Genomic DNA, 19696 nt, shown 5'->3' on the forward strand with positions numbered 1-19696 from the left:
GCAGTCAGCCGACCGCTTCGAGCGCGCCGTCCCCGTCACCGGCACCTTCGCCGGAATCCTCGCCGCGGATCGAAGGCGGAAGGATCGAGGAATCGATGCCGCCCGGCTCTCCGTCATCGGCCTTGTCGGTCTTGCGCGGCTTGCGGCGGCGCGGTTCGGACTTTTCGGCGCGCTTGTCGCCGCGTTCGCCCTGTGCGTCGTCGCGCGACTTGCGGGGCTGCTGGCGGCGGCGCGGGGCGGGGCGTGCGGAATCGCTATCGCCACGCGCTTCATTGTCGTCACCGCTCAGGAAGGATTCGCCCTCCTGGCCATATTCGCCCTCATCGCTGGCGCGGTCTTCGCCGTCCTGTTCGTCGCGACGCTGGCGCTGGCCGCGTTCGCTACGCCGGCCGCGATCGAAATCGCCTTCGTCCTCGCCCGAATCGTCGCTCTGATCGCGATCATCGCCGCGGCGCGGACCGCGGGATTCTTCCTGACGGGCCTTGTTGTCGGCGATCACGCGGAAATAGTGGTCAGCGAACTGGAGGTAATACTCCATCTGGACTCGGTCGCCGTTGTGCTGTGCATCCTGCGCCAGCTTCTTGTACTTTTCGAGCATCTGGGGCGCATTGCCACGCGCCCGGCTGTCGATCCGGTTAAGCTGGTTGCCGTTGCCGCCCTGGGAGCGATTCCCGCGCCCGCGGCGACGGTTGTTGCGGTTGTTATTCAAGGAAATTGTTCCTTAATCAGCGGCCCTGCGCAAAAAATATCTGCACGCGCGGCCAACAGACCCCTTGTCCTTGCACCCCACCGTTTTGACCCGGCCTTGTGGGCCTGCCAACGCGTGACGCGCGCTCCGCGCTGCCATGACCGGGGACGTGCCCTGACGGCCGTTACAGCTAGGTTTTGGAGCTTGGCCCAGCGATTTGCGCCCTTCGCAGATCATCTGGCCTGTTATGCCAAGTAGCGATGCCGGATCGCTTTGCCAAGCCCTGCCGCGCTTTTCCTCACCGAAGGATAAGCGCGCGTGGCCGTCCGGCAAGGTCGCGGCGAAGCTCGACGGCAAATCCGGCGGCCTGCGCGATTGTGCCCACAGCATCGGCCTGATTCGCTCCGATCTCGAAAATCGCGACTGCGGCGGGGTTCATAAGCGCGCGCAGTTGCGGGATCAGGATGCGGTAGTCGTCGAGCCCCTCGGGTCCGGCAAACAGCGCCGTGGCAGGCTCGAAATCGCGCACCTGGGCATCAAGCGCGGCGTCTGCCTCAACATAGGGCGGGTTGCAAAGGACGAGGTCGAAGGAGCCGAGATCGTCTGCCCATCCCGCTACCCGCCAGTCATGGCGGTGCAAATCCAACCTGTTTTCAATGCCGAGCGCGATTGCATTCTTGCCTGTCACATCAATGGCAATTGCCGAAGCATCGATCCCCACCCCCACTGCCTCGGGACGTTCGGCCAGTACGGTCAGCAGCAGCGCGCCTGAGCCGACCCCCAGATCGAGCACGCGGCGCGGATCGGGAGACGCAGACAGGGCTGTCTCGATCACCGCCTCGCTGTCTGCGCGCGGGATAAGGATGCCCGGCTGGACGGCAAAGACGCGCCCGTAAAACTCGGCCTCGCCGGTGATGTAGGCGACGGGCTCGTGCGCTGCGCGACGCTGGACAAACGCGGCGAAGCCTTCGGGAGCGGGATCGCGCATTGCCTTCAAAAGCATGTCCGAACGGCTTACTCCCAGCGCATGGGCCATGAGCAATTCGGCATCCAGCCGCGCGGTATCGCTGGTCGCGTCGAGGCGTTCGGCAGCGGCGCGCAGGGCTTCGCCGACGGTCATTATTCCGCCCCCCTCACTCCGAGAGCGCCGCCAGCCGCTTGCCCTCGTCCTCGGCGATCAGCGCATCGATCAGTTCAGCGAGGCCCGGTCCGGCGAGCACCTCTTCCAGCTTGTGCAGGGTCAGCCCGATGCGGTGATCGGTAACGCGGCCTTGCGGGAAGTTGTAGGTGCGAATGCGCTCCGAACGGTCGCCGGAACCGACCATGGCCTTGCGTGCCTCGGCCTCGGCGCCCTGCGTGGCCTCGCGCTGCGCGTCATAGAGGCGCGTGCGCAGCACCTGCATCGCCTTTTCCTTGTTCTTGTGCTGGCTGCGCCCGTCCTGACATGTCACCACGGTGCCGGTCGGCAGGTGGGTGATCCGCACCGCCGAATCGGTGGTGTTGACGTGCTGGCCGCCGGCTCCGCTCGCGCGGTAGACGTCGATCTTCAGGTCCTTGTCCTCGATATGGACATCGACCTCGTCCGGCTCGGGCAGCACCGCCACGGTCGCCGCCGATGTGTGGATGCGCCCGCCGCTCTCGGTCACGGGCACGCGCTGGACGCGGTGGACTCCGCTTTCGAACTTGAGCTTGGCGAACACGCCGGTGCCGGTGACGTTGGCGATCACTTCCTTGTAGCCGCCGATGTCCGAGGCGTTGATGCTGACCGGCTCGACCTTCCAGCCCTGCTCGGCGGCGTAGCGTTCGTACATGCGGTAAAGGTCGGCCGCGAAAAGCGCGGCTTCATCGCCCCCCGTCCCGGCGCGAATTTCGAGCATTGCGGGCTTGGCGTCGGCGGAATCACGCGGTAGCAGCGCGATGGCGAGGCGGCGCTCGAGATCGGGCAGCGTGGCCTTGAGGTGGGCGAGTTCCTCCTCGGCCATGGCCTTCATTTCCGGATCGCCGAGCATTTCCTGCAGCCCGTCCATCTCCTCGCGCGCGGCCTTCACCTCGGCGGCGATCTTCGCCACGGGTTCAAGCTCCGCATAGTCGCGCGACGCACGGACGAAGGCTTCGCCCTCCAGCGTGCCGGACGCCATGCGCGCTTCCAGCTCCGCAAAGCGGTGCGCGATCTGATCAAGGCGTTCGGGGGGGATTTGCATTGCGGTCTATCTTACTCGTCATCCCGGACTTGATCCGGGATCCCGTTACTTAATGACCCGCCGCGAGAAGAAAAGCGGGGCCCCGGGTCAAGCCCGGGGAGACGTTTGAAAAGGGACGGCTAGCGATTGGCCTCGGCCAGTTGCAACTCCATCACTTTGGTGACGCTATCCCAGAGCCCCTGATCGTGGCCCTTGGCCTGCCCGACAAGTTTGCCGTCCTGTCGTCGCACGACATAAATAATTGAGGCACCCGACTTGCTCGCCTTGTCGAAACGCTTGCGGATCGAGCCGGTATCGAAAAGTTCGGCTGACAGGGCTTCCTCGCGCAATGCGCGCATCGCCTTGGCGGCGAGTGCTTCGAGCCCTTCTTCCTCGATCACGAGCGCCACATCTGCCCAGTCATCTTCGGAGGTCCCCACCAGCATCGCCAGCCGCTCGATCCCCGCAGCCCAGCCGACCGCAGGCGTCGGCGCGCCGCCGAGGCTTTCCAGCAGCCCGTCATAACGCCCGCCGCCCAGCACGGTGCTCTGGCTTCCCAAGGCGGCCGCCGAGGCGCTGCCCTCATCGGGAATGAATTCGAACGCCGTGTGGCGGTAGTAGTCGAGGCCCCGGACGAGGCTCTCCGCCCGCACCCACGTCACGCCTGCCGCGTCCAGCCCGCTGGTGACGGCAGCAAAGAAGGCCGAAGCCTCCTCCGACAGAAACGCGTCGATCTTCGGCGCGTCCGCGAGGAACGGCTTGTCCCTCAGGTCCTTCGAATCGAGGATCCGCAGCGGGTTCTTCTCCAGCCGCTCCTGCGATTCTTCGGACAGCTGATCCTTCACCGCACGGAAGTATTCGATCAGCGCCGCCCGCCACGCCTCGCGGCTGGCGGCGTCGCCCAGCGTGTTGAGGTGAAGGGTCACGTCATTGATGCCGAGCTCCTTCAGCAGCTGGTCCGCCATCGCCAGCAGCTCCACATCCGCCTGCGGCTCGGCAGCGCCGATCACCTCGGCGTCGATCTGGTGGAACTGGCGGTAGCGGCCCTTTTGCGGGCGCTCGTAACGGAACAGCGGGCCGTGGGTCGCGACCTTCAGCGGCGCATATTGCTGCCAGCCATTGGTGAGGTAAGCGCGCGCAATCCCGGCGGTGAATTCGGGGCGCAGGGTCAGGCTTTCCCCGCCGCGATCCTCGAAGGAATACATTTCCTTCGACACCACGTCTGTCGTCTCGCCAAGCGAGCGGGCGAACACCTCGGTCTTTTCGAACACCGGCATTTCCACCCGGCGGAAGCGGTAAAGGCGCCGCACGCGCTCGAAGGTTTCGACCACGAAGGCGAAAGCCTCGGCATCGGCGCCGAAAATGTCCTGCGTGCCGCGAATGGCCTGGGGTGTGGTCTTCTTGCTCATAAGGCCGCGCAGTTAAGGCCAGTCAGGGTCTTTCGCAATCCTGCGGCACCGATTAAGGGGCGGCGCGTTATCTCTACCGACATAAGCTGCAAAAGAGACCATCCATGCGCATCGACAAGATCCCGACCGGAACAAACCCGCCCAACGATCTCAACGTCATCATCGAAGTGCCGACCGGCGGCGAACCGGTGAAGTACGAATTCGACAAGGAATCGGGCGCGCTGTTCGTCGACCGTATCCTGCACACCCCGATGCGCTACCCGGCCAATTACGGTTTCGTGCCGCACACCCTGTCGCCCGATGGCGACCCGCTCGACGCGCTGGTGATCTCGCGCTCGCCCTTCATCCCTGGTTGCGTGGTGCGCGCGCGTCCGATCGGTGTGCTGAACCTCGAAGACGAGCATGGCGGTGACGAGAAGCTGGTCTGCGTGCCGGTCGACACCACGTTCCCCTATTACTCGGACGTGGGTGAGACCAAGGATCTGCCGAGCATCATCTTCCAGCAGATCGAACACTTCTTCACCCACTACAAGGATCTGGAAGCCGAAAAGTGGGTGCGGATCGGCAGCTGGGGCGACGCCGCCGAAGCACGCCAGATCGTGCTTGAAGCGATCGAGCGGTATCAGGCGCCCAGATAGCGCAGCCGCCTCCGCGGCTGCGTCCTCGGCGCTGTTCCCGTGGCGTGCGCCACGGGGCTCCTGCGGCTCGCGCCTTGCGCTCGCGGTCGCTGGCGCGACCGAAAATCAGCACTGTGCCAAGAAGGTTGCGCCGGTTCCGTTCGCGTCAGCGACTGCAAGGCCAAGTGGCCGCCCGCAGCGACGCGACCTTCAGGTCGCATGAGCGAGGATTTCGTACGCCGGAGGGCGTGCGGAAAACTAAAAGACGCTCAGCAGCGCCTTGAAGATCAGGGTAAGGACGAACGGCAGACCGATCGCCATCAGCCACAGCCCAATGGTGTCGCGGCGGAAGGCGGCAGCATAGCTTTCGTCAGCAGCCTGTATGTCGTCCAGCCCGATCCAGCGGCGCTCGAACCAGCGCAGCGCAGGAATGATGCCCGCCACCAGCACGATCAGTGCAAGGTAGGGCAGCAAGCCCGAGGTGCCTTCGCTCAGCGCCTTGACCGTCACGAAAATCTGCAGGCCGGTGTAGACCAGCAATCCGTAGGCGACATGATCGCTCATCGCCCTTCGCCAGTCGCGCACGCGGATTTTTGTCGCTACGTGCGCGCCGTGCTGTCCGGTTGCTTTCCCCATTTCGGCCGCTCCCCAACGGTTTCCTGTGATGGGCGGAGTATCGCAAAGCAGGCGCGAGGTTGCAACAGTCCCCGAAATTTCGTCAATTTGTGGCGTCACGAGCACCTTGACACCAGCAAGCATCGGGAATCGCAGGATCTCCCGTATGGGCGACGAGGCGTACCGGAACGCGCCGCAAGACTAAGCAAAAATCCTGCCAAACCCGTCTCGGGTCTTTCCTGAGGCTTCAGGACTGCTAAAGACCGCATCAAATGCACGAGTCCTCGCTCTCCGACGCGGTGCCTGACACCATCGCCGCAAACGCACCGCTGGGCAGCGGGCTGGAGGTGATCTCGATCGCCAAAAGCTACGACAAGCGCGCGGTACTGACCGATATCTCGCTGCATGTGGCCAAGGGCGAAGTGCTGGGTCTGCTCGGCCCCAACGGCGCGGGCAAGACCACCTGCTTCTATTCAATCATGGGTCTGGTGAAGCCGGATTCGGGCCGCATCCTGATGGATGGCGAAGATGTAACCAAACTGCCGATGTATCGCCGTGCGATCCTCGGCCTCGGCTATCTGCCGCAGGAGACCAGCATCTTCCGCGGCATGACCGTGGAACAGAACATCAATTGCGTGCTCGAACTGGTCGAACCCGACGCCACGACCCGCGCGGCGGAACTCGAACGCCTGCTCGACGAATTCGGGCTCACCCGCCTGCGCGAATCGCCCGCGATGGCGCTTTCGGGCGGCGAGCGGCGGCGCTGCGAGATTGCGCGCGCGCTGGCGGCCAAGCCGTCGATCATGCTGCTGGACGAGCCTTTTGCAGGCATCGACCCGCTGTCGATCGCCGACATCCGCGATCTGGTGAAAGACCTGAAACAGCGCGGCATCGGGGTGTTGATCACCGATCACAACGTCCGCGAAACGCTCGATATCGTTGACCGGGCGTGCATCATCTATGGCGGGCAGGTATTGTTCGCCGGCTCCCCTCAGGAACTGGTCGCCGACGAGAACGTGCGGCGTCTCTATCTCGGCGAGAGCTTCACGCTTTAGCATCCTCGATGGCGCTCGGCCCCCGCCTCGACTTACGGCAGACGCAATCGCTGGTGATGACGCCGCAGTTGCAGCAGGCGATCAAGCTGCTGGCGGCCTCCAATCTCGAGATCGAAACCTTCATCGCCGAAGCGCTCGAAGCCAATCCGCTGCTCGATACCGCCGCCCCCGCCGCGGACGAACCCGAACGCGGCGAGATCGAAGTTCCGCTCGGCGAAGATGCGTCGGCCGACGAATTGATGCTGCGCGGCGGCGGCGAAGGTGATGCGCCGCTCGACCTTGCCTCTGTCGACCGCGACTGGGACACTGGCGACGGTGAGGCTCCGAACGCCCGCGACGCCGAATGGGGCGCAGCGGCCAGCGGCTCCGGCGGCGATTTCGACGAGATGCCCGACTGGGAACAGCTGCGTGCTGCCGAGGTCACGCTGGCCGAACATCTCGAAGCGCAGATCGGCGCGGTTGCACCGGACGCGCGGCTGGCTTTTATTGCGCGGCATATCATCGGCCTGCTCGACGATGCGGGTTATCTGGCCACGCCGCTGGACGAGGTAGCGGACGATCTTGGCGTCGAACCGGACGAGGCGGAGGCCGCGCTCGCACTGGTGCAGTCACTCGATCCGTCCGGCGTCGGCGCGCGCAACCTGGCCGAATGCATCGCGATCCAGGCGCGCGAGGCGGATCGCTATGATCCGTGCATGGCCGCGCTGATCGGCAATCTCGAACTGGTTGCGCGGGGCGAGGTCGAGCGGCTGAAGCGCTTGTGCCGGGTGGACGACGAGGATTTCGCCGACATGCTGCGCGAATTGCGCAGCTACAATCCCAAGCCCGGCCTCGCTTTCGCGCCTGCTTCAAGCGGCACCGTGGTGCCCGACATCCTGCTGACCGCCAATGCGGCCGGAGGCTGGGATATTGCGCTGAACGAGGAGACACTGCCCAAGCTGATCGTCAACCGCGGCTATTTTCTCGAACTCGATGCCGGTGCGTCGGACAAGGCATCGCAAGGCTGGCTCAAGGAAAAGCTCGCCGATGCGCATTGGCTGATCCGCGCGCTCGACCAGAGGCAGAAGACGATCCTCAAGACCGCCGCAGAGATCGTGAAACAGCAGGACGGGTTCTTCCGTCGCGGGGTTTCCGAACTGCGTCCGCTGACCTTGCGCGAGATCGCCGAGAAGATCGAGATGCACGAAAGCACCGTCAGCCGCGTGACGAGCAACAAGTATCTCGCCTGCGCGCGCGGGACGTTCGAGCTGAAGTACTTCTTCACCAGCGGGGTCGGCCGCGTGGGCGAAGGCGCCGACGGCGAAGGCGCGTCGTCCGAAGCGATCAAGGCCCGGATCAAGGCGTTGATCGATGCCGAAGACGCAAAGAAGGTGCTGTCCGACCAACAGCTTGCCGACATGCTGAAGACGGAGGGCTTCGACCTCGCCCGCCGAACCGTGGCGAAATATCGCGAGGCGATCGGCGTGGGATCCAGCGCCGAGCGGCGACGGGCAAAGAAGCTGGCGGGGCTGCGTTAGGACTTTTTCCGCCCCTGCGCGGTAGACGTAAAGACCGTCCCCGACAGCGGAATTTCCATCAGCCGTGGTGTGACTCGAAAGACTCACTTCAAAAAGTTAACGCTCTAAACTTCTTATTAACCTTTTTTGGTGAGAAGTGGCGTGGTTAACAGACGGAAACCTCTCCTAAGCGGGGGTTACCAAGGGGCAAGATAGGGGACAGCAATGCGCGTTCTGCTCATCGAAGACGAACCGACCACGGCCAAGGCAATCGAGCTGATGCTCACCACCGAAGGCTTCAATGTCTATTCGACCGACCTAGGCGAGGAAGGTTTGGATCTCGGCAAGCTGTATGATTACGACATCATCCTGCTCGACCTGAACCTGCCCGACATGCATGGTTACGACGTGCTCAAGAAGCTGCGCGTCGCCAAGGTGCAGACGCCGGTGCTGATCCTTTCGGGCATCGCGGAAATGGATTCCAAGGTCCGCAGCTTTGGCTTCGGTGCCGACGACTACGTGACCAAGCCGTTCCATCGCGAAGAACTGGTCGCCCGCATCCATGCCGTGGTGCGCCGTTCAAAGGGCCATTCGCAGTCGGTCATCCGCACCGGCAAGCTGGCGGTGAACCTCGACGCCAAGACCGTCGAAGTCGATGGCGCCCGCGTGCACCTGACCGGCAAGGAATATGCGATGCTGGAGCTCCTCAGCTTGCGCAAGGGCACCACGCTGACCAAGGAAATGTTCCTCAACCACCTTTACGGCGGCATGGACGAGCCTGAACTCAAGATCATCGACGTGTTCATCTGCAAGCTGCGCAAGAAGCTGTCGCTGGCCTGCGCGGGCGAGAATTACATCGAGACTGTCTGGGGCCGCGGCTATGTGCTGCGCGATCCGAACGAGGAAGCCGAAGCCGCCTGAGCGCTGCTTTGCGAACAAGACAAGCAAAGGCCCGGAGCAGCAATGCTTCCGGGCCTTTCGCTTTGCGTTAGACCTGTTCCGCCGGGGCGAGACCGCCGAAATCCACGCCGGCGGGCTCCTGAAACAGCCGCAGGTTGAACTCGGGCAGGATCGCCAGCAGGTGATCGAAGATGTCCGCCTGAATCGCCTCGTATTCCACCCATGCGGTGGTATCGGCGAAGCAGTAGATCTCCAGCGGCAGGCCCTGCCCGCCCGGCTGCAACTGCCGCACCAGCAGGGTGAAATGGTCGCTGATGCGCGGATGATGCTGGAGATAGGCCAGCACATAGGCGCGCAAGGTGCCGATATTGGTCAGCCGCCGGGCGTTGACCGGGTTCTCCTCCCCCGCCAGTTCACGCGCGTTCCAGGCCGCGATCTCGGCCTGTTTTTCCGCCAGATAGGGCCGCAGCAGCCGGAAGCGGTGGAGCGCTGTGACCTCCTCGTCCGACAGGAAGCGGATGGTGTTCTGGTCGAGCGGCAGCGCCCGCTTGATGCGCCGCCCGCCGCTCTCGCTCATGCCGCGCCAGTTGCGGAACGAATCCGACACCAGCCGGTGCGTCGGGATAGTGGTGATGGTCTTGTCGAAATTCTGCACCTTCACCGTGTGCAGCGAGATGTCGATCACGTCGCCATCGGCATTCATCCCCGGCATCTCGATCCAGTCGCCCACCCGCAGCATATCATTGGTGGACAGCTGGACGCTGGCGACGAGGCTGAGGATGGTATCCTTGAATACCAGCAGCAGCACCGCGGTGATCGCACCCAGACCCGACAGCAGCAACAGGGGTGACTGGTCTATCAGGATCGAGATGACGATCAGCGCCGCACCGCATAGCACGATGATCTTGACCACCTGCAGATAGCCCTTGATCGGCCGATGCTTCGATTGCGGCAGGCGTTCGTATAGCTCGTTGAGATAGGTCAGCGCCTTGACGATCGACAGGGCGACCGACAGCACGATGAGCGTCTGGGCGACATTGGCCACCAGCTCGCGCACAGCCAATGGCAGGAACGGCACCAGCGCGATCCCGTTCGAAACAATCAGCAGCGGCACCACGGTCGCCAGCCAGCCCACCGACTTGTCGATGGTTTTGGTCCGGCGATCAAGCCACGGGGCAGCGGCGCGCAGGATTACGTGCTTGAGCAGATAGTTCACCGCCAGCGCCAAAAGCACCAGCGCCGTCAACCCGATCAGCGATTGCAGCCAAGGTGGCTGGCTTTCGAAAAATTGCGCGACCTGCTCCATGTCGCGGGTCGATAGCGGCAATCGGGCCGCAATCGCAAGGCGGGCAGGAAACACGGGGACTGGACAAGCAGGCGGCTGCGCGCCTAGCGGCTGCGGCCATGACGGCATTCAAGGAAGGCGATCCGACCACATTGAACCGGCTCTATGGCCGCAGCCAGGGCAAGCCCCTGCGCGCGCGCCAGCAAGGTCTGGTCGACAACCTCTTGCCGCAGATCGCGGTGCCAACGGATGGCCCGGTCACTTCTCAGGTGCTGTTCGGCGATGATCGCCCGCTGCATTTCGAGATCGGCTTCGGCGGTGGCGAGCACTTGGCCTATCGCGCCGACTTGCTGCCCGATCACGGCTTCATCGGGGCCGAGCCGTTCCTCAACGGCGTGGCGCAGGCGCTGACCCATGTCGAGGACCAGCGGCTCGCCAATATCCGCCTCCATCACGGCGATGCAATCGAGGTGTTGCAACGCGTCCCCGACGGGGCACTCACGATGCTCTATCTGCTCCACCCCGACCCATGGCCCAAGGCACGCCATGCCAAGCGGCGGATGATAAATGACGGGCCGGTGGAGCTCTTCGCGCAGAAGCTCAAACCGGGCGGCGAATTGCGGTTCGGCACCGATCACGCGGTCTATCTGCGCCACGCGCTGATGGTGATGCAGCGCCATACGGACCTGTTCGAATGGGTGGTCGAAAAGCCCGCCGACTGGCAGGTGCGCCCTTCGGGTTGGCCCGAGACACGCTACGAACACAAGGCCCGCACGGTTTACGGGCACGAGGTGTGGTACTTCCGCTTCCGGCGGCGCTAACCACTGCGGCGCGTCCGCAGCCATGGGATGGCTGCGAACACCACCTGCCCGCCCAGTCCCAGCAAAGCGTGCGGTTCACGCAGTCCGGCCAGCCATTGTGCCGGCGTCTGTCCCGAAAGCACCCCGGCAAGCACGCATTCCAACGCCAGCAGGAGCGCAAAGGCGATCAGACCCATGGCCAGCGCCCCGCCGCCACCGGAAATCCCGAACCGCTGCATCAGCCAGCCGGCAACAATCCAGCTCGCGGCCAGCATCACCGGCAGTTCCAGCGCGGTCGCCGGGATCAGGCCGACCAGCGGCGCGAGCCACAGCACGCGGATGGTTCCGAGCACGAACCCCAGCGCGAACACCATCGCCCAATAGGCAACGGCCGCGCCGGCAATCCTCATCCCACGATCCCCGCTCCGGCCAGCACGGCCAGCGTCAGCACATCGGGCACGGCGGCAGTCATCGGCACGATCTGCACCGGCTTTTCCATTCCGATCAGCATCGGGCCGATGGTGGCATTGCTGCCCAGTTCGCGCAGCAGCTTGGCCGACAGGTTGGCCGATTGCAGCCCCGGCATGATCAGCACGTTGGCCGGGCCGGACAGTCGGCTGAAGGGATAGAGCGCCATCACCTTGGGATTAAGCGCGGCATCGGGCGCCATTTCGCCTTCATATTCGAAGCCCGGATCCTCGCGGTCGAGGATCGCCACCGCCGCTCGAATATTGTCGAGCCACTGGCCCGAAGGATTGCCGAAGGTGGAATAAGACAGGAATGCCACGCGCGGCTCATGCCCCATCCGCCGTGCGACTGCGGCGGTCTCCTTGGCGATGTGGGCCAGTTCCTCCGCGTTCGGGCGCTCGTTGATGGTAGTATCGGCGAGGAAAGTGGTGTGGTTCTTGCCGATCATCATGTGGATGCCGAACGGCAGCGCGCCTTCCTTGCGATCAAGCACAAGGTTCACCTCGCGCACAGTCTGCGCGAAAGTGCGGGTCATGCCGGTGATGATCCCGTCACCATGGCCGAGCGCGACCAGCAGCGCGGCGAACACGTTGCGCTCCTGATTGACCATCCGGCGCACGTCGCGCTCGGTAAAGCCGCGCCGCTGGAGCCGCTTGTAGAGAAAATCGACCATTGCCGGCACGTGCTCGCTATCGGCCGAGTTCTGGATCTCGAAGCTCGATGGATCGCTGACGGAAAGCTGGTGCAGCTTGTCGAGCACCGCCTTGGTGCGGCCGACCAGAATGGGTGTGCCGTAACCAAAATCGCGATACTGGATCGCCGCGCGCAGCACGACTTCCTCTTCCGCCTCGGCGAACACCATCCGCTTGGGATTGCTCTTGGCGATTTCGTAGACCCCGGAAAGCACCGAGGTGGTGGGATTGAGCCGTGAACGCAGCTGCATCCGGTAGGCGTCGAAATCATCGATCCGCGCCTGCGCCACGCCCGAATCCATCGCCGCCTTGGCGACGGCCGAAGACACCACCTCGATCAGTCGCGGATCGAACGGGGCGGGGATGATGTAGTCGGTGCCAAACTTGTGGTTCTTGCCATAGGCCGATGCCACTTCCTCGGGCACCTGCTGGCGGGCGAGCTCGGCAATCGCCTCTGCCGCAGCGACCTTCATTTCTTCGTTAATGGTGGTCGCCTGCACGTCCAAGGCACCGCGGAAAATGAAGGGGAAGCCGAGCACGTTGTTGACCTGATTGGGGAAATCGCTGCGCCCGGTGGCGACGATCGCATCGGGGCGCACAGCCTTGGCTTCGTCGGGCATGATTTCCGGCACGGGATTGGCCATCGCGAAGATGATCGGCTTGTCGGCCATCTTCTTCACCCATTCGGGCTTCAGCGCGCCTGCCGCGGACAGGCCAAGGAAGATGTCTGCGCCGACAAGCGCTTCTTCGAGGTTGGTCGCCGGAGTGGCGACTGCATGCGCGCTCTTCCACTGGTCCATGCCCTCGCGACCCGGCGTGATCGGGCCGGAACGGTCGCACATGATGACATTGTCGTGGCGCACACCCATCGCCTTGATAAGCGCGGTGCAAGCGATCGCGGCTGCGCCCGCGCCATTGACCACCACCTTCACGTCCTTGATGTCGCGTCCGGTCAGGTGGCAGGCATTGAGCAGGCCTGCCGCGGTGATGATCGCGGTGCCGTGCTGGTCGTCGTGCATGATCGGAATCTTCATCCGCTCGCGCAGCGCGGCCTCGATGATGAAGCATTCGGGGGCCTTGATATCTTCAAGATTGATGCCGCCGAAGGTCGGTTCCATCAGAGCGACGGCATTGATGAAAGCCTCGGGGTCCTCGGTGTCGAGTTCGATGTCGATCGAATCCACGTCGGCAAAGCGCTTGAACAGCACTGCCTTGCCTTCCATCACCGGCTTCGAAGCAAGCGCGCCCAGATTGCCGAGGCCGAGAATCGCGGTGCCGTTGGAAATCACGGCCACAAGGTTTGCCTTGGCGGTATAGCGCGCCGCCAGCGACGGATCGGCGGCAATCGCTTCGACCGGCGCAGCCACACCCGGCGAATACGCAAGGCTCAGGTCGCGCTGCGAGGTCATCGGCTTGGTCGCAACGATCTCGAGCTTACCCGGGCGGATAGTCTCGTGATAGAACAGCGCTTCGCGGGTGGTAAAGCCGCCCCTGCTCTGATTAGCGTTTTCCTCGGCCATGATGCCTGATCCCTCTTGCCTTTAACCGGTCGTCCGGGGCCGTCTTAGCCGCGCCGTCCGCCAAACGATAGGCCGGAAATCGCCCGAGTCGGGGGAAAGCCGTAGCGGCAGACATTTCCGAATCATGCGCCTTGTGGCTAGTCCGGCAGCATGGCCGCTTCCACTGCATCCAAGCCCACGCCGATGATGGCGCAATACCTCGCCTTGCGCGAGGAAGCGGGTGATGCGCTGCTGTTCTACCGGATGGGCGATTTCTTCGAGCTGTTCTTCGAGGACGCGCGCACCGCAGCCCAGATCCTCGACATCGCGCTTACCACGCGCGGTGAACATATGGGCGAACCCATCCCGATGTGCGGCGTGCCGGTGCATTCGGCGGAAAGCTATCTTGCGCGGCTGATCAAGGCTGGATGCAGGGTTGCGATTGCCGAGCAGGTCGAAACCCCCGACGAAGCCAAGGCGCGGGCAAAGCGCGAAGGCACCCCTTCGTCCAAGGCGCTGGTCGGACGGGCGATCGTGCGACTGGTGACGGCGGGAACCCTGACCGAGGAAGCCTTGCTCGAACCGCGCCGCGCCAACATGCTGGTGGCGCTGGCCGAATTGCGCGGCAGCATCGGCATCGCCGCGGTCGATGTTTCAACCGGTGCGATGGTGCTGGAGGAATGCGATCCGGAAATGCTCGGCGCGGCGCTGGCACGCATTTCCCCCAGCGAAGTGGTGGTGCCCGAAGACTGGGCCCAAGGGCCTGATGCAGCAATATTCCGTCCCCGCAGCACCTTCGCCAGCGATACGGGCAGCGAACGCTTGCGCACGATCCATGGCGTGGCGACCCTCGATGCATTTGGCTCTTTTACCCGCGCAATGCTCGCGGCGGCCGGCGGCCTGATCGCCTATCTCGATCATGTCGGGCGCGGGAATCTTCCGCTGCTGCTTCCCCCTGTGCTGCGCGAGACGCAGTCGGGGATGGCAATGGACGAGGCGACGCGGGCCAGCCTTGAAATTCTCCAGAATTCGACCGGCGCGCGCGCGGGCAGTCTGATCGCTGCTGTCGATCGCTGCGTGACTGGCGCCGGTTCGCGGATCCTGGCCGAGGATCTCTCGGCTCCGCTGCTCGATTCTGACCGGATCGAAGAACGCCTCGCGCTGGTGCAATTCTGGCGCGACCGTCCGATCGAACGCGCACAGCTGCGCGACGCCTTGCGCGCGATTCCCGATCTTGGCCGTGCGTTGGGCCGTGTTGTGGCCGGACGCGGGAGCCCGCGCGATCTCGGACAATTGCGCGACGGCCTTTCCGAAGCGATGCGGTTGCACCACTGGCTGACCGGCGCGCCCGATCGCCCGGCGATGCTCGATGCAATCCTCTCCCGCCTGACCGGCCACGGCGCCCTGACTGACCTGCTGTCGCGCGCGCTGGTGCCCACGCCGCCGACCGAGCGCAGTAATGGCGGCTTCATCGCCGACGGTTACGACGCCGCACTGGACGAATTGCGCGCGACGTCGGGCGATGCGCGCCGTGCGATCGCAGCGATGGAGGCGCGTTACCGCGACGAAACCGGCATCGCCACGCTCAAGATCCGCCACAACGGGGTGCTGGGTTATTTCATCGAGGTGTCCGCACGCCACGCCGACCGTCTGATGGCGCCAGACAGCGGCTTTACCCATCGGCAGACGATGAAGGATGCGATACGCTTCAACTCGCTCAAACTACACGAGGAAGCGGCCCGCATTGCCGAAGCCGGCGGTCATGCGTTGGCCGCGGAAGAGGCGCATTTCGAGGAACTGGTTGCCGAGGTGGTCGCGGCGCGCGAAGCGATAGCGGCTACTGCCGCTGCGCTGGCCCGGCTCGATGTCGGGGCGGCCAATGCCGAACGTGCAACCGAGGGCGACTGGTGTCGTCCCGAGATCACCGAGGATACGGGCCTCGCAATCAAGGGCGGACGGCACCCGGTGGTCGAAGCTGCCTTGGCGAAGGCAGGGGAGCGCTTTGTCGCCAATAACTGCACGCTGGGTGAGGATGATCGCCTATGGCTGATCGGCGGGCCGAACATGGGCGGCAAATCAACCTTCCTGCGGCAGAACGCGCTGATCGTGCTGCTCGCACAGGCCGGCTGCTTCGTCCCTGCGGAAAGCGCCCGGATCGGCCTCGTCGACCGCCTTTTCAGCCGGGTCGGCGCAGCAGACAATCTTGCGCGCGGGCGATCGACTTTCATGGTCGAAATGGTCGAGACTGCTGCCATCCTTGCCCAAGCCACTGGCAGAAGCTTCGTGATCCTCGACGAGGTCGGCCGCGGTACATCGACCTATGACGGGTTGGCGCTGGCCTGGGCGGTGGCCGAAGCGGTGCACACGCAGATCCGCTGCCGCTGCCTTTTCGCGACCCATTACCACGAACTGGCCCGGCTGGCCGAAACCTGCGAGGCGCTTTCGCTCCACCATGTCCGCGCGCGGGAATGGCAGGGCGATCTGGTGCTTCTGCATGAACTCGCCGAAGGTCCGGCGGATCGTTCCTACGGGCTCGCGGTGGCACGCCTTGCGGGCGTGCCTGCGTCCGTCGTCAACCGCGCCAAGTCGGTGCTCGAGAAGCTGGAGGCAACCCGCGAGGCAACCGGCGGGATCGCTGCGGGCCTGGGCGATCTGCCATTATTCGCCGCGATGAGAGCCGAACCCGCCCCGGCCTCGGCCGAGCAGCAACTCGCGGACGCGCTGCAGGACGCCGATCTAGATGCGTTAACCCCGCGAGAAGCGCTCGATCTGCTTTACGAATGGAAGCGGGCCCTGCCCCGCCGGAACGGCTGAAATCCACCAAAGCTTAACCACCACTGTGCTATCGCACGGCCATGTCGAACGGACCTTTAGCCAATAGCAAATATGCGCTTGTCTTTGCGGCGGTGACGATTGTCGGCGCGGTGGTGATGGTTGGCCCGAAGGACGGCGGCGGTATGCTGAGTCGTCTGGCTACAACTTCTGCCCCGCAGCAGGACGTTGCCAGCGAGGCCCCGAAACCTGTCCGCAAAAAGCCGGAGCAGATCGTGGAACCGCTCGATCCGGCGAGTGGCTGGGGTAATCCAAGCGCTCCGGTTTTCGACGATTATGATGCTGCCCCGGAAGAGGAGGAGGAGGCGGCGGACACGGTCACAGAGCCCGAACCGGTGTCCAACCCCCGCTATGAACCGGCGCGTCGCGGTCCATATGTCGCAAGGCCGTCAGGCCCGATCGGATTACCGGTCGTTGCAGACAATCCCGGAATCGTCGAGCCGGGCGAGGACGACGCTGCGGAACGCGCGGCGTTGCGGCGCCCGCCGGTACCGCCGTCGCTTTAAGGGGCCTACCGGGTCGGAACCGGCGCTTCGCCCGTATAATCATAGAACCCGCGCCCGGTCTTGCGGCCGAGCCAACCGGCCTCGACATACTTCACCAGCAGCGGTGCCGGGCGATACTTGCTGTCGCGCGTGGTCTTGTAGAGCACCTTGATGATGTCGAGGCAGGTATCGAGCCCGACGAAATCGGCCAGCTGCAACGGGCCCATCGGATGGTTGAGGCCGAGACGACAGCCTTTGTCGATATCCTCGATCCCCGCGGTCGACTGGCCGAGCACGAACACCGCCTCGTTGATCATCGGCAGCAGAATGCGGTTGACGACGAAACCGGGCTCGTCCTGGCTCAGCACCACTTCCTTGCCCAACCCGCGCGCGAAGGCGGTGACGCGGTCGGTGGTTTCCTTCGACGTGGCGAGACCGGGGATCACCTCGATCAGGCCCATCACCGGGACAGGGTTGAAGAAGTGCAGGCCGATGAAACGCGCCGGATCGGGCGAGTGGTTGGCCATGCGGGTAATCGGGATCGAGGATGTGTTCGACGCCATCACGGCGTCCGCGTTCAGCACCTTGCCAGCCGCCTCGAAAATCGCGTTCTTGATCTCCTCGCGCTCGGTAGCGGCTTCGACGATCAGATCGGCATCGGCCATCGGGCTATAGTCGGCGACCGGAGTAATGCGGGCCAGCAGCGCCTCGGCCTCCGCGGCCTCGATCTTGCCGCGGCCCATCAGCTTTACCAGCGCCTTTTCGATATTCGCCTTGCCCGCTTCTGCACGGGCCAGATCCACGTCGGAGAGCATGACAGTCATGCCATGGGCGGCGACGGTCTGGGCGATGCCGGTTCCCATCTGACCGGCGCCGATGACGGCGATGTTGCGCATGGGTGTTTTCCTTCGCAAGTGCAGCAAGGCGCCCGCCCTAGCGGGGAAGATCACGCCTGACTATAGCGATTAGCGCCCTACCTATTCTGGCCAGGCACCCACTTCACATCCGTGCGGCCATCGTCATTCGCCACGCGGGCAAGCACGAAAAGCAGGTCTGATAGGCGGTTGATATAGGCCAGCGCCGCCGGATTAACCGGAGTCTCGCCTGCCAGCGCAACCATGGCGCGTTCCGCCGCGCGGGTCGTGGCGCGGGCGACATGAATGCGCGCCGCTGCCTCGGTGCCACCCGGAAGCACGAAGCTGGTCAGCGGTTCAAGCCGATCGTTGAGCGCATCGATCTGTGCTTCGAGCCATTCGGCCTGTGCCGGGACAATCCGCAGCACCATTTCCGAAGGGGTGAAGTCATCATCCGCGGCCGGCGTGGCAAGGTCGGCGCCAAGGTCGAACAGGTCGTTCTGCACCCGCGTCAGAAGTGCGCGATCGCCATCTTCGGTGATCGCGCAGACGGCGAGCCCTATCGCGCTGTTCGCCTCGTCCACCTGGCCCATCGCATTGATCCGGGCAGAGAATTTCGGACAGCGCGAACCATCGACAAGGCCCGTCGTCCCGTCATCACCGGTGCGGGTGTAGATGCGGTTGAGCTTCACCATGACGCGAAGCGATCAGCGAGAAACCGCGAGAATGATCGCAACCACCACGATCGCCAGCGCCTGATACTTGATCCGCGCGAACATCGCCTTGTTCTGCAGCAGCTGCATTTCGGTCACGGTTTCAGCTTCGCCGCTTTCAAGGTCGATCTTGGTCGTCTTGAGGAAAGCCACGATCCCGCGGATCAGCGAATAGGCGACCAGCCCCATCAGGACGAGCAGCACGGCGATGAGAAAATATGTCATGCTATCTTAATGGGCCCTTGCGCGTCAGGTTCCAAGCCGCAAATGACGCAAGCGCAGTTGCTCGGCAAGCATTCTGCCATCCTCGCCCGCCTGCCGCCGCTCTGCCAGCGCGGGCGAACCGCGGCGTTTGGCGAGCTTCTGGCCGCTGTCGTCTGTCAGCAGCGCGTGGTGATGCCAGCGCGGCACCGGCAATCCGAACAAGGCCTGCAAGGTGCGGTGGACATGGCTTGGCGCGAATAGATCGGCCCCGCGGGTCACCAGTGTCACCCCGTCTGCCGCATCGTCGAGCGTAACGGCGAGGTGGTAGCTGGCAGGCAAGTCCTTGCGCACCAGCACCACATCGCCCAACCCGCCAAGATCAACGGGGATCGTACCGGCCAGATCGTCCTCCCACGTGAGCGGTCCGACCTCCGCGAGCGCCTTTTCGGTATCGAGCCGCCATGCCGCGGGACGTGCCGGATCGGGCCCAGTGCGTTTGCAGGTGCCAGGATAGATCAGGCCATCGGTTCCCTCGCTCGCCCCCGCCGCCTCAATCTCTTTGCGGGTGCAGGTGCAGGGATAGAGCAGGCCGCATTCTTTCAACGCCTCGGCCGCAGCAGCGTAGGTTGCCAGCCGGGTCGATTGCGCGGGGACTTCCTCCCATTCGAGCCCCAGCCATTCGAGATCACGGCGGAATTCGTCGGCAAGGTCGGGGCGGGAACGCGGCCCGTCGATATCCTCGATCCGCAGCAGGAACCGGCCGCCACCCGCCTGCGCCAGATCATGGGCCACGATCGCGCTCAGCGCATGGCCGAGATGCAGTGGCCCGTTGGGGCTCGGCGCGAAACGGGTCACGGGAGGCGGGCGTCCGTTCATCGCTCTGCCCATGCCACAGGACATTTTG

At 64.2% G+C, this 19696-nt stretch carries 19 protein-coding genes; 7 read left to right on the top strand and 12 right to left on the bottom strand.

Annotated elements, in window-relative coordinates; translation table 11 throughout:
- Window positions 1–4: 4 nt before the first annotated feature.
- From OIK40_RS12165 to hisS, 4 genes are all read right to left on the bottom strand, one after another.
- A complete protein-coding gene (locus OIK40_RS12165; protein WP_273678613.1) occupies window positions 5–709 on the bottom strand; it encodes a DUF4167 domain-containing protein in 705 nt (234 codons plus the stop codon).
- A gap of 277 nt (window positions 710–986) precedes the next feature.
- Window positions 987–1808: a peptide chain release factor N(5)-glutamine methyltransferase gene (prmC, locus tag OIK40_RS12170; protein WP_273678614.1), complete on the bottom strand. Its 822-nt coding sequence runs from the start codon at window positions 1806–1808 to the stop codon at window positions 987–989.
- 13 nt (window positions 1809–1821) lie between these two features.
- Complete coding sequence (prfA, locus tag OIK40_RS12175; RefSeq protein WP_273678615.1) at window positions 1822–2889, bottom strand: peptide chain release factor 1; 1068 nt, start codon at window positions 2887–2889, stop codon at window positions 1822–1824.
- A gap of 119 nt (window positions 2890–3008) precedes the next feature.
- Window positions 3009–4277: a histidine--tRNA ligase gene (hisS, locus tag OIK40_RS12180; RefSeq protein ID WP_273678616.1), complete on the bottom strand. Its 1269-nt coding sequence runs from the start codon at window positions 4275–4277 to the stop codon at window positions 3009–3011.
- Window positions 4278–4381: 104 nt separating this feature from the next.
- Between hisS and ppa the strand changes: the two genes are divergently transcribed.
- Complete coding sequence (gene ppa, locus OIK40_RS12185) at window positions 4382–4915, top strand: inorganic diphosphatase (protein WP_273678617.1); 534 nt, start codon at window positions 4382–4384, stop codon at window positions 4913–4915.
- Between the two features lie 237 nt (window positions 4916–5152).
- Here ppa and OIK40_RS12190 read toward each other — a convergent pair whose 3' ends face one another.
- Window positions 5153–5530, bottom strand: a complete 378-nt coding sequence (locus OIK40_RS12190) for a hypothetical protein (protein ID WP_273678618.1) — start codon at window positions 5528–5530, stop codon at window positions 5153–5155.
- A gap of 251 nt (window positions 5531–5781) precedes the next feature.
- Between OIK40_RS12190 and lptB the strand changes: the two genes are divergently transcribed.
- The 3 genes from lptB to ctrA all read left to right on the top strand — a co-directional run bounded on the left by lptB (window position 5782) and on the right by ctrA (window position 8981).
- Window positions 5782–6564 carry an LPS export ABC transporter ATP-binding protein gene (gene lptB, locus OIK40_RS12195; RefSeq protein WP_273678619.1) on the top strand — a complete coding sequence of 261 codons (783 nt, stop codon included), beginning with the start codon at window positions 5782–5784 and terminating at the stop codon, window positions 6562–6564.
- An 8-nt stretch (window positions 6565–6572) separates the two neighbouring features.
- On the top strand, window positions 6573–8081 hold the full coding sequence (gene rpoN / locus OIK40_RS12200) for an RNA polymerase factor sigma-54 (RefSeq protein WP_273678620.1): 1509 nt from the start codon (window positions 6573–6575) through the stop codon (window positions 8079–8081).
- Between the two features lie 204 nt (window positions 8082–8285).
- Window positions 8286–8981, top strand: coding sequence for a response regulator transcription factor CtrA (gene ctrA / locus OIK40_RS12205; protein ID WP_273678621.1), 696 nt, complete (start codon window positions 8286–8288; stop codon window positions 8979–8981).
- 67 nt (window positions 8982–9048) lie between these two features.
- Here the strand turns inward: ctrA and OIK40_RS12210 are convergent, their stop codons facing one another.
- Window positions 9049–10266, bottom strand: a complete 1218-nt coding sequence (locus OIK40_RS12210) for a mechanosensitive ion channel family protein (RefSeq protein WP_273678650.1) — start codon at window positions 10264–10266, stop codon at window positions 9049–9051.
- Between the two features lie 98 nt (window positions 10267–10364).
- On the opposite strand from OIK40_RS12210, the gene trmB reads away from it, so the two are divergent.
- Window positions 10365–11066, top strand: a complete 702-nt coding sequence (gene trmB, locus OIK40_RS12215; protein ID WP_273678622.1) for a tRNA (guanosine(46)-N7)-methyltransferase TrmB — start codon at window positions 10365–10367, stop codon at window positions 11064–11066.
- On the opposite strand, the gene OIK40_RS12220 is transcribed toward trmB, so the two are convergent.
- Window positions 11063–11455: a hypothetical protein gene (locus OIK40_RS12220; protein ID WP_273678623.1), complete on the bottom strand. Its 393-nt coding sequence runs from the start codon at window positions 11453–11455 to the stop codon at window positions 11063–11065. The two genes, trmB and OIK40_RS12220, sit on opposite strands and share 4 nt — an antisense overlap.
- Complete coding sequence (locus OIK40_RS12225; protein ID WP_273678624.1) at window positions 11452–13725, bottom strand: NADP-dependent malic enzyme; 2274 nt, start codon at window positions 13723–13725, stop codon at window positions 11452–11454. The genes OIK40_RS12220 and OIK40_RS12225 overlap by 4 nt, the downstream gene beginning before the upstream one ends.
- A 150-nt stretch (window positions 13726–13875) precedes the next feature.
- Between OIK40_RS12225 and mutS the strand changes: the two genes are divergently transcribed.
- Both mutS and OIK40_RS12235 read left to right on the top strand, forming a co-directional pair.
- On the top strand, window positions 13876–16518 hold the full coding sequence (mutS, locus tag OIK40_RS12230; protein ID WP_510167389.1) for a DNA mismatch repair protein MutS: 2643 nt from the start codon (window positions 13876–13878) through the stop codon (window positions 16516–16518).
- Between the two features lie 41 nt (window positions 16519–16559).
- The gene (locus tag OIK40_RS12235; RefSeq protein WP_273678625.1) at window positions 16560–17042 is read left to right on the top strand and encodes a hypothetical protein; all 483 of its coding nucleotides are present in this window, start codon (window positions 16560–16562) and stop codon (window positions 17040–17042) included.
- 5 nt (window positions 17043–17047) lie between these two features.
- Here OIK40_RS12235 and OIK40_RS12240 read toward each other — a convergent pair whose 3' ends face one another.
- The 4 genes from OIK40_RS12240 to gluQRS all read right to left on the bottom strand — a co-directional run bounded on the left by OIK40_RS12240 (window position 17048) and on the right by gluQRS (window position 19668).
- Window positions 17048–17917 carry a 3-hydroxyacyl-CoA dehydrogenase NAD-binding domain-containing protein gene (locus OIK40_RS12240; RefSeq protein WP_273678626.1) on the bottom strand — a complete coding sequence of 290 codons (870 nt, stop codon included), beginning with the start codon at window positions 17915–17917 and terminating at the stop codon, window positions 17048–17050.
- A 77-nt stretch (window positions 17918–17994) separates the two neighbouring features.
- On the bottom strand, window positions 17995–18570 hold the full coding sequence (locus tag OIK40_RS12245; protein WP_273678627.1) for a cob(I)yrinic acid a,c-diamide adenosyltransferase: 576 nt from the start codon (window positions 18568–18570) through the stop codon (window positions 17995–17997).
- Window positions 18571–18582: 12 nt separating this feature from the next.
- On the bottom strand, window positions 18583–18813 hold the full coding sequence (locus OIK40_RS12250) for an HIG1 domain-containing protein (RefSeq protein ID WP_273678628.1): 231 nt from the start codon (window positions 18811–18813) through the stop codon (window positions 18583–18585).
- A gap of 24 nt (window positions 18814–18837) precedes the next feature.
- On the bottom strand, window positions 18838–19668 hold the full coding sequence (gluQRS, locus tag OIK40_RS12255) for a tRNA glutamyl-Q(34) synthetase GluQRS (protein ID WP_273678629.1): 831 nt from the start codon (window positions 19666–19668) through the stop codon (window positions 18838–18840).
- Window positions 19669–19696: the final 28 nt, after the last annotated feature.

The sequence above is a fragment of the Erythrobacter fulvus genome, from assembly GCF_028595285.1.
Taxonomy (GTDB): Bacteria; Pseudomonadota; Alphaproteobacteria; order Sphingomonadales; family Sphingomonadaceae; genus Erythrobacter; species Erythrobacter fulvus.

Coding starts and splice junctions, on each gene's coding strand:
- mutS (WP_510167389.1), top strand. CDS start 13,876: ATGGCCGCTTCCACTGCATCCAAGCCCACGCCGATGATGGCGCAATAC.
- OIK40_RS12240 (WP_273678626.1), bottom strand. CDS start 17,917: ATGCGCAACATCGCCGTCATCGGCGCCGGTCAGATGGGAACCGGCATC.
- prfA (WP_273678615.1), bottom strand. CDS start 2,889: ATGCAAATCCCCCCCGAACGCCTTGATCAGATCGCGCACCGCTTTGCG.
- rpoN (WP_273678620.1), top strand. CDS start 6,573: ATGGCGCTCGGCCCCCGCCTCGACTTACGGCAGACGCAATCGCTGGTG.
- trmB (WP_273678622.1), top strand. CDS start 10,365: ATGACGGCATTCAAGGAAGGCGATCCGACCACATTGAACCGGCTCTAT.
- ppa (WP_273678617.1), top strand. CDS start 4,382: ATGCGCATCGACAAGATCCCGACCGGAACAAACCCGCCCAACGATCTC.
- ctrA (WP_273678621.1), top strand. CDS start 8,286: ATGCGCGTTCTGCTCATCGAAGACGAACCGACCACGGCCAAGGCAATC.
- OIK40_RS12190 (WP_273678618.1), bottom strand. CDS start 5,530: ATGGGGAAAGCAACCGGACAGCACGGCGCGCACGTAGCGACAAAAATC.
- lptB (WP_273678619.1), top strand. CDS start 5,782: ATGCACGAGTCCTCGCTCTCCGACGCGGTGCCTGACACCATCGCCGCA.
- OIK40_RS12210 (WP_273678650.1), bottom strand. CDS start 10,266: ATGGAGCAGGTCGCGCAATTTTTCGAAAGCCAGCCACCTTGGCTGCAA.
- OIK40_RS12235 (WP_273678625.1), top strand. CDS start 16,560: ATGTCGAACGGACCTTTAGCCAATAGCAAATATGCGCTTGTCTTTGCG.
- OIK40_RS12250 (WP_273678628.1), bottom strand. CDS start 18,813: ATGACATATTTTCTCATCGCCGTGCTGCTCGTCCTGATGGGGCTGGTC.
- OIK40_RS12220 (WP_273678623.1), bottom strand. CDS start 11,455: ATGAGGATTGCCGGCGCGGCCGTTGCCTATTGGGCGATGGTGTTCGCG.
- prmC (WP_273678614.1), bottom strand. CDS start 1,808: ATGACCGTCGGCGAAGCCCTGCGCGCCGCTGCCGAACGCCTCGACGCG.
- OIK40_RS12225 (WP_273678624.1), bottom strand. CDS start 13,725: ATGGCCGAGGAAAACGCTAATCAGAGCAGGGGCGGCTTTACCACCCGC.
- OIK40_RS12245 (WP_273678627.1), bottom strand. CDS start 18,570: ATGGTGAAGCTCAACCGCATCTACACCCGCACCGGTGATGACGGGACG.
- hisS (WP_273678616.1), bottom strand. CDS start 4,277: ATGAGCAAGAAGACCACACCCCAGGCCATTCGCGGCACGCAGGACATT.
- gluQRS (WP_273678629.1), bottom strand. CDS start 19,668: ATGAACGGACGCCCGCCTCCCGTGACCCGTTTCGCGCCGAGCCCCAAC.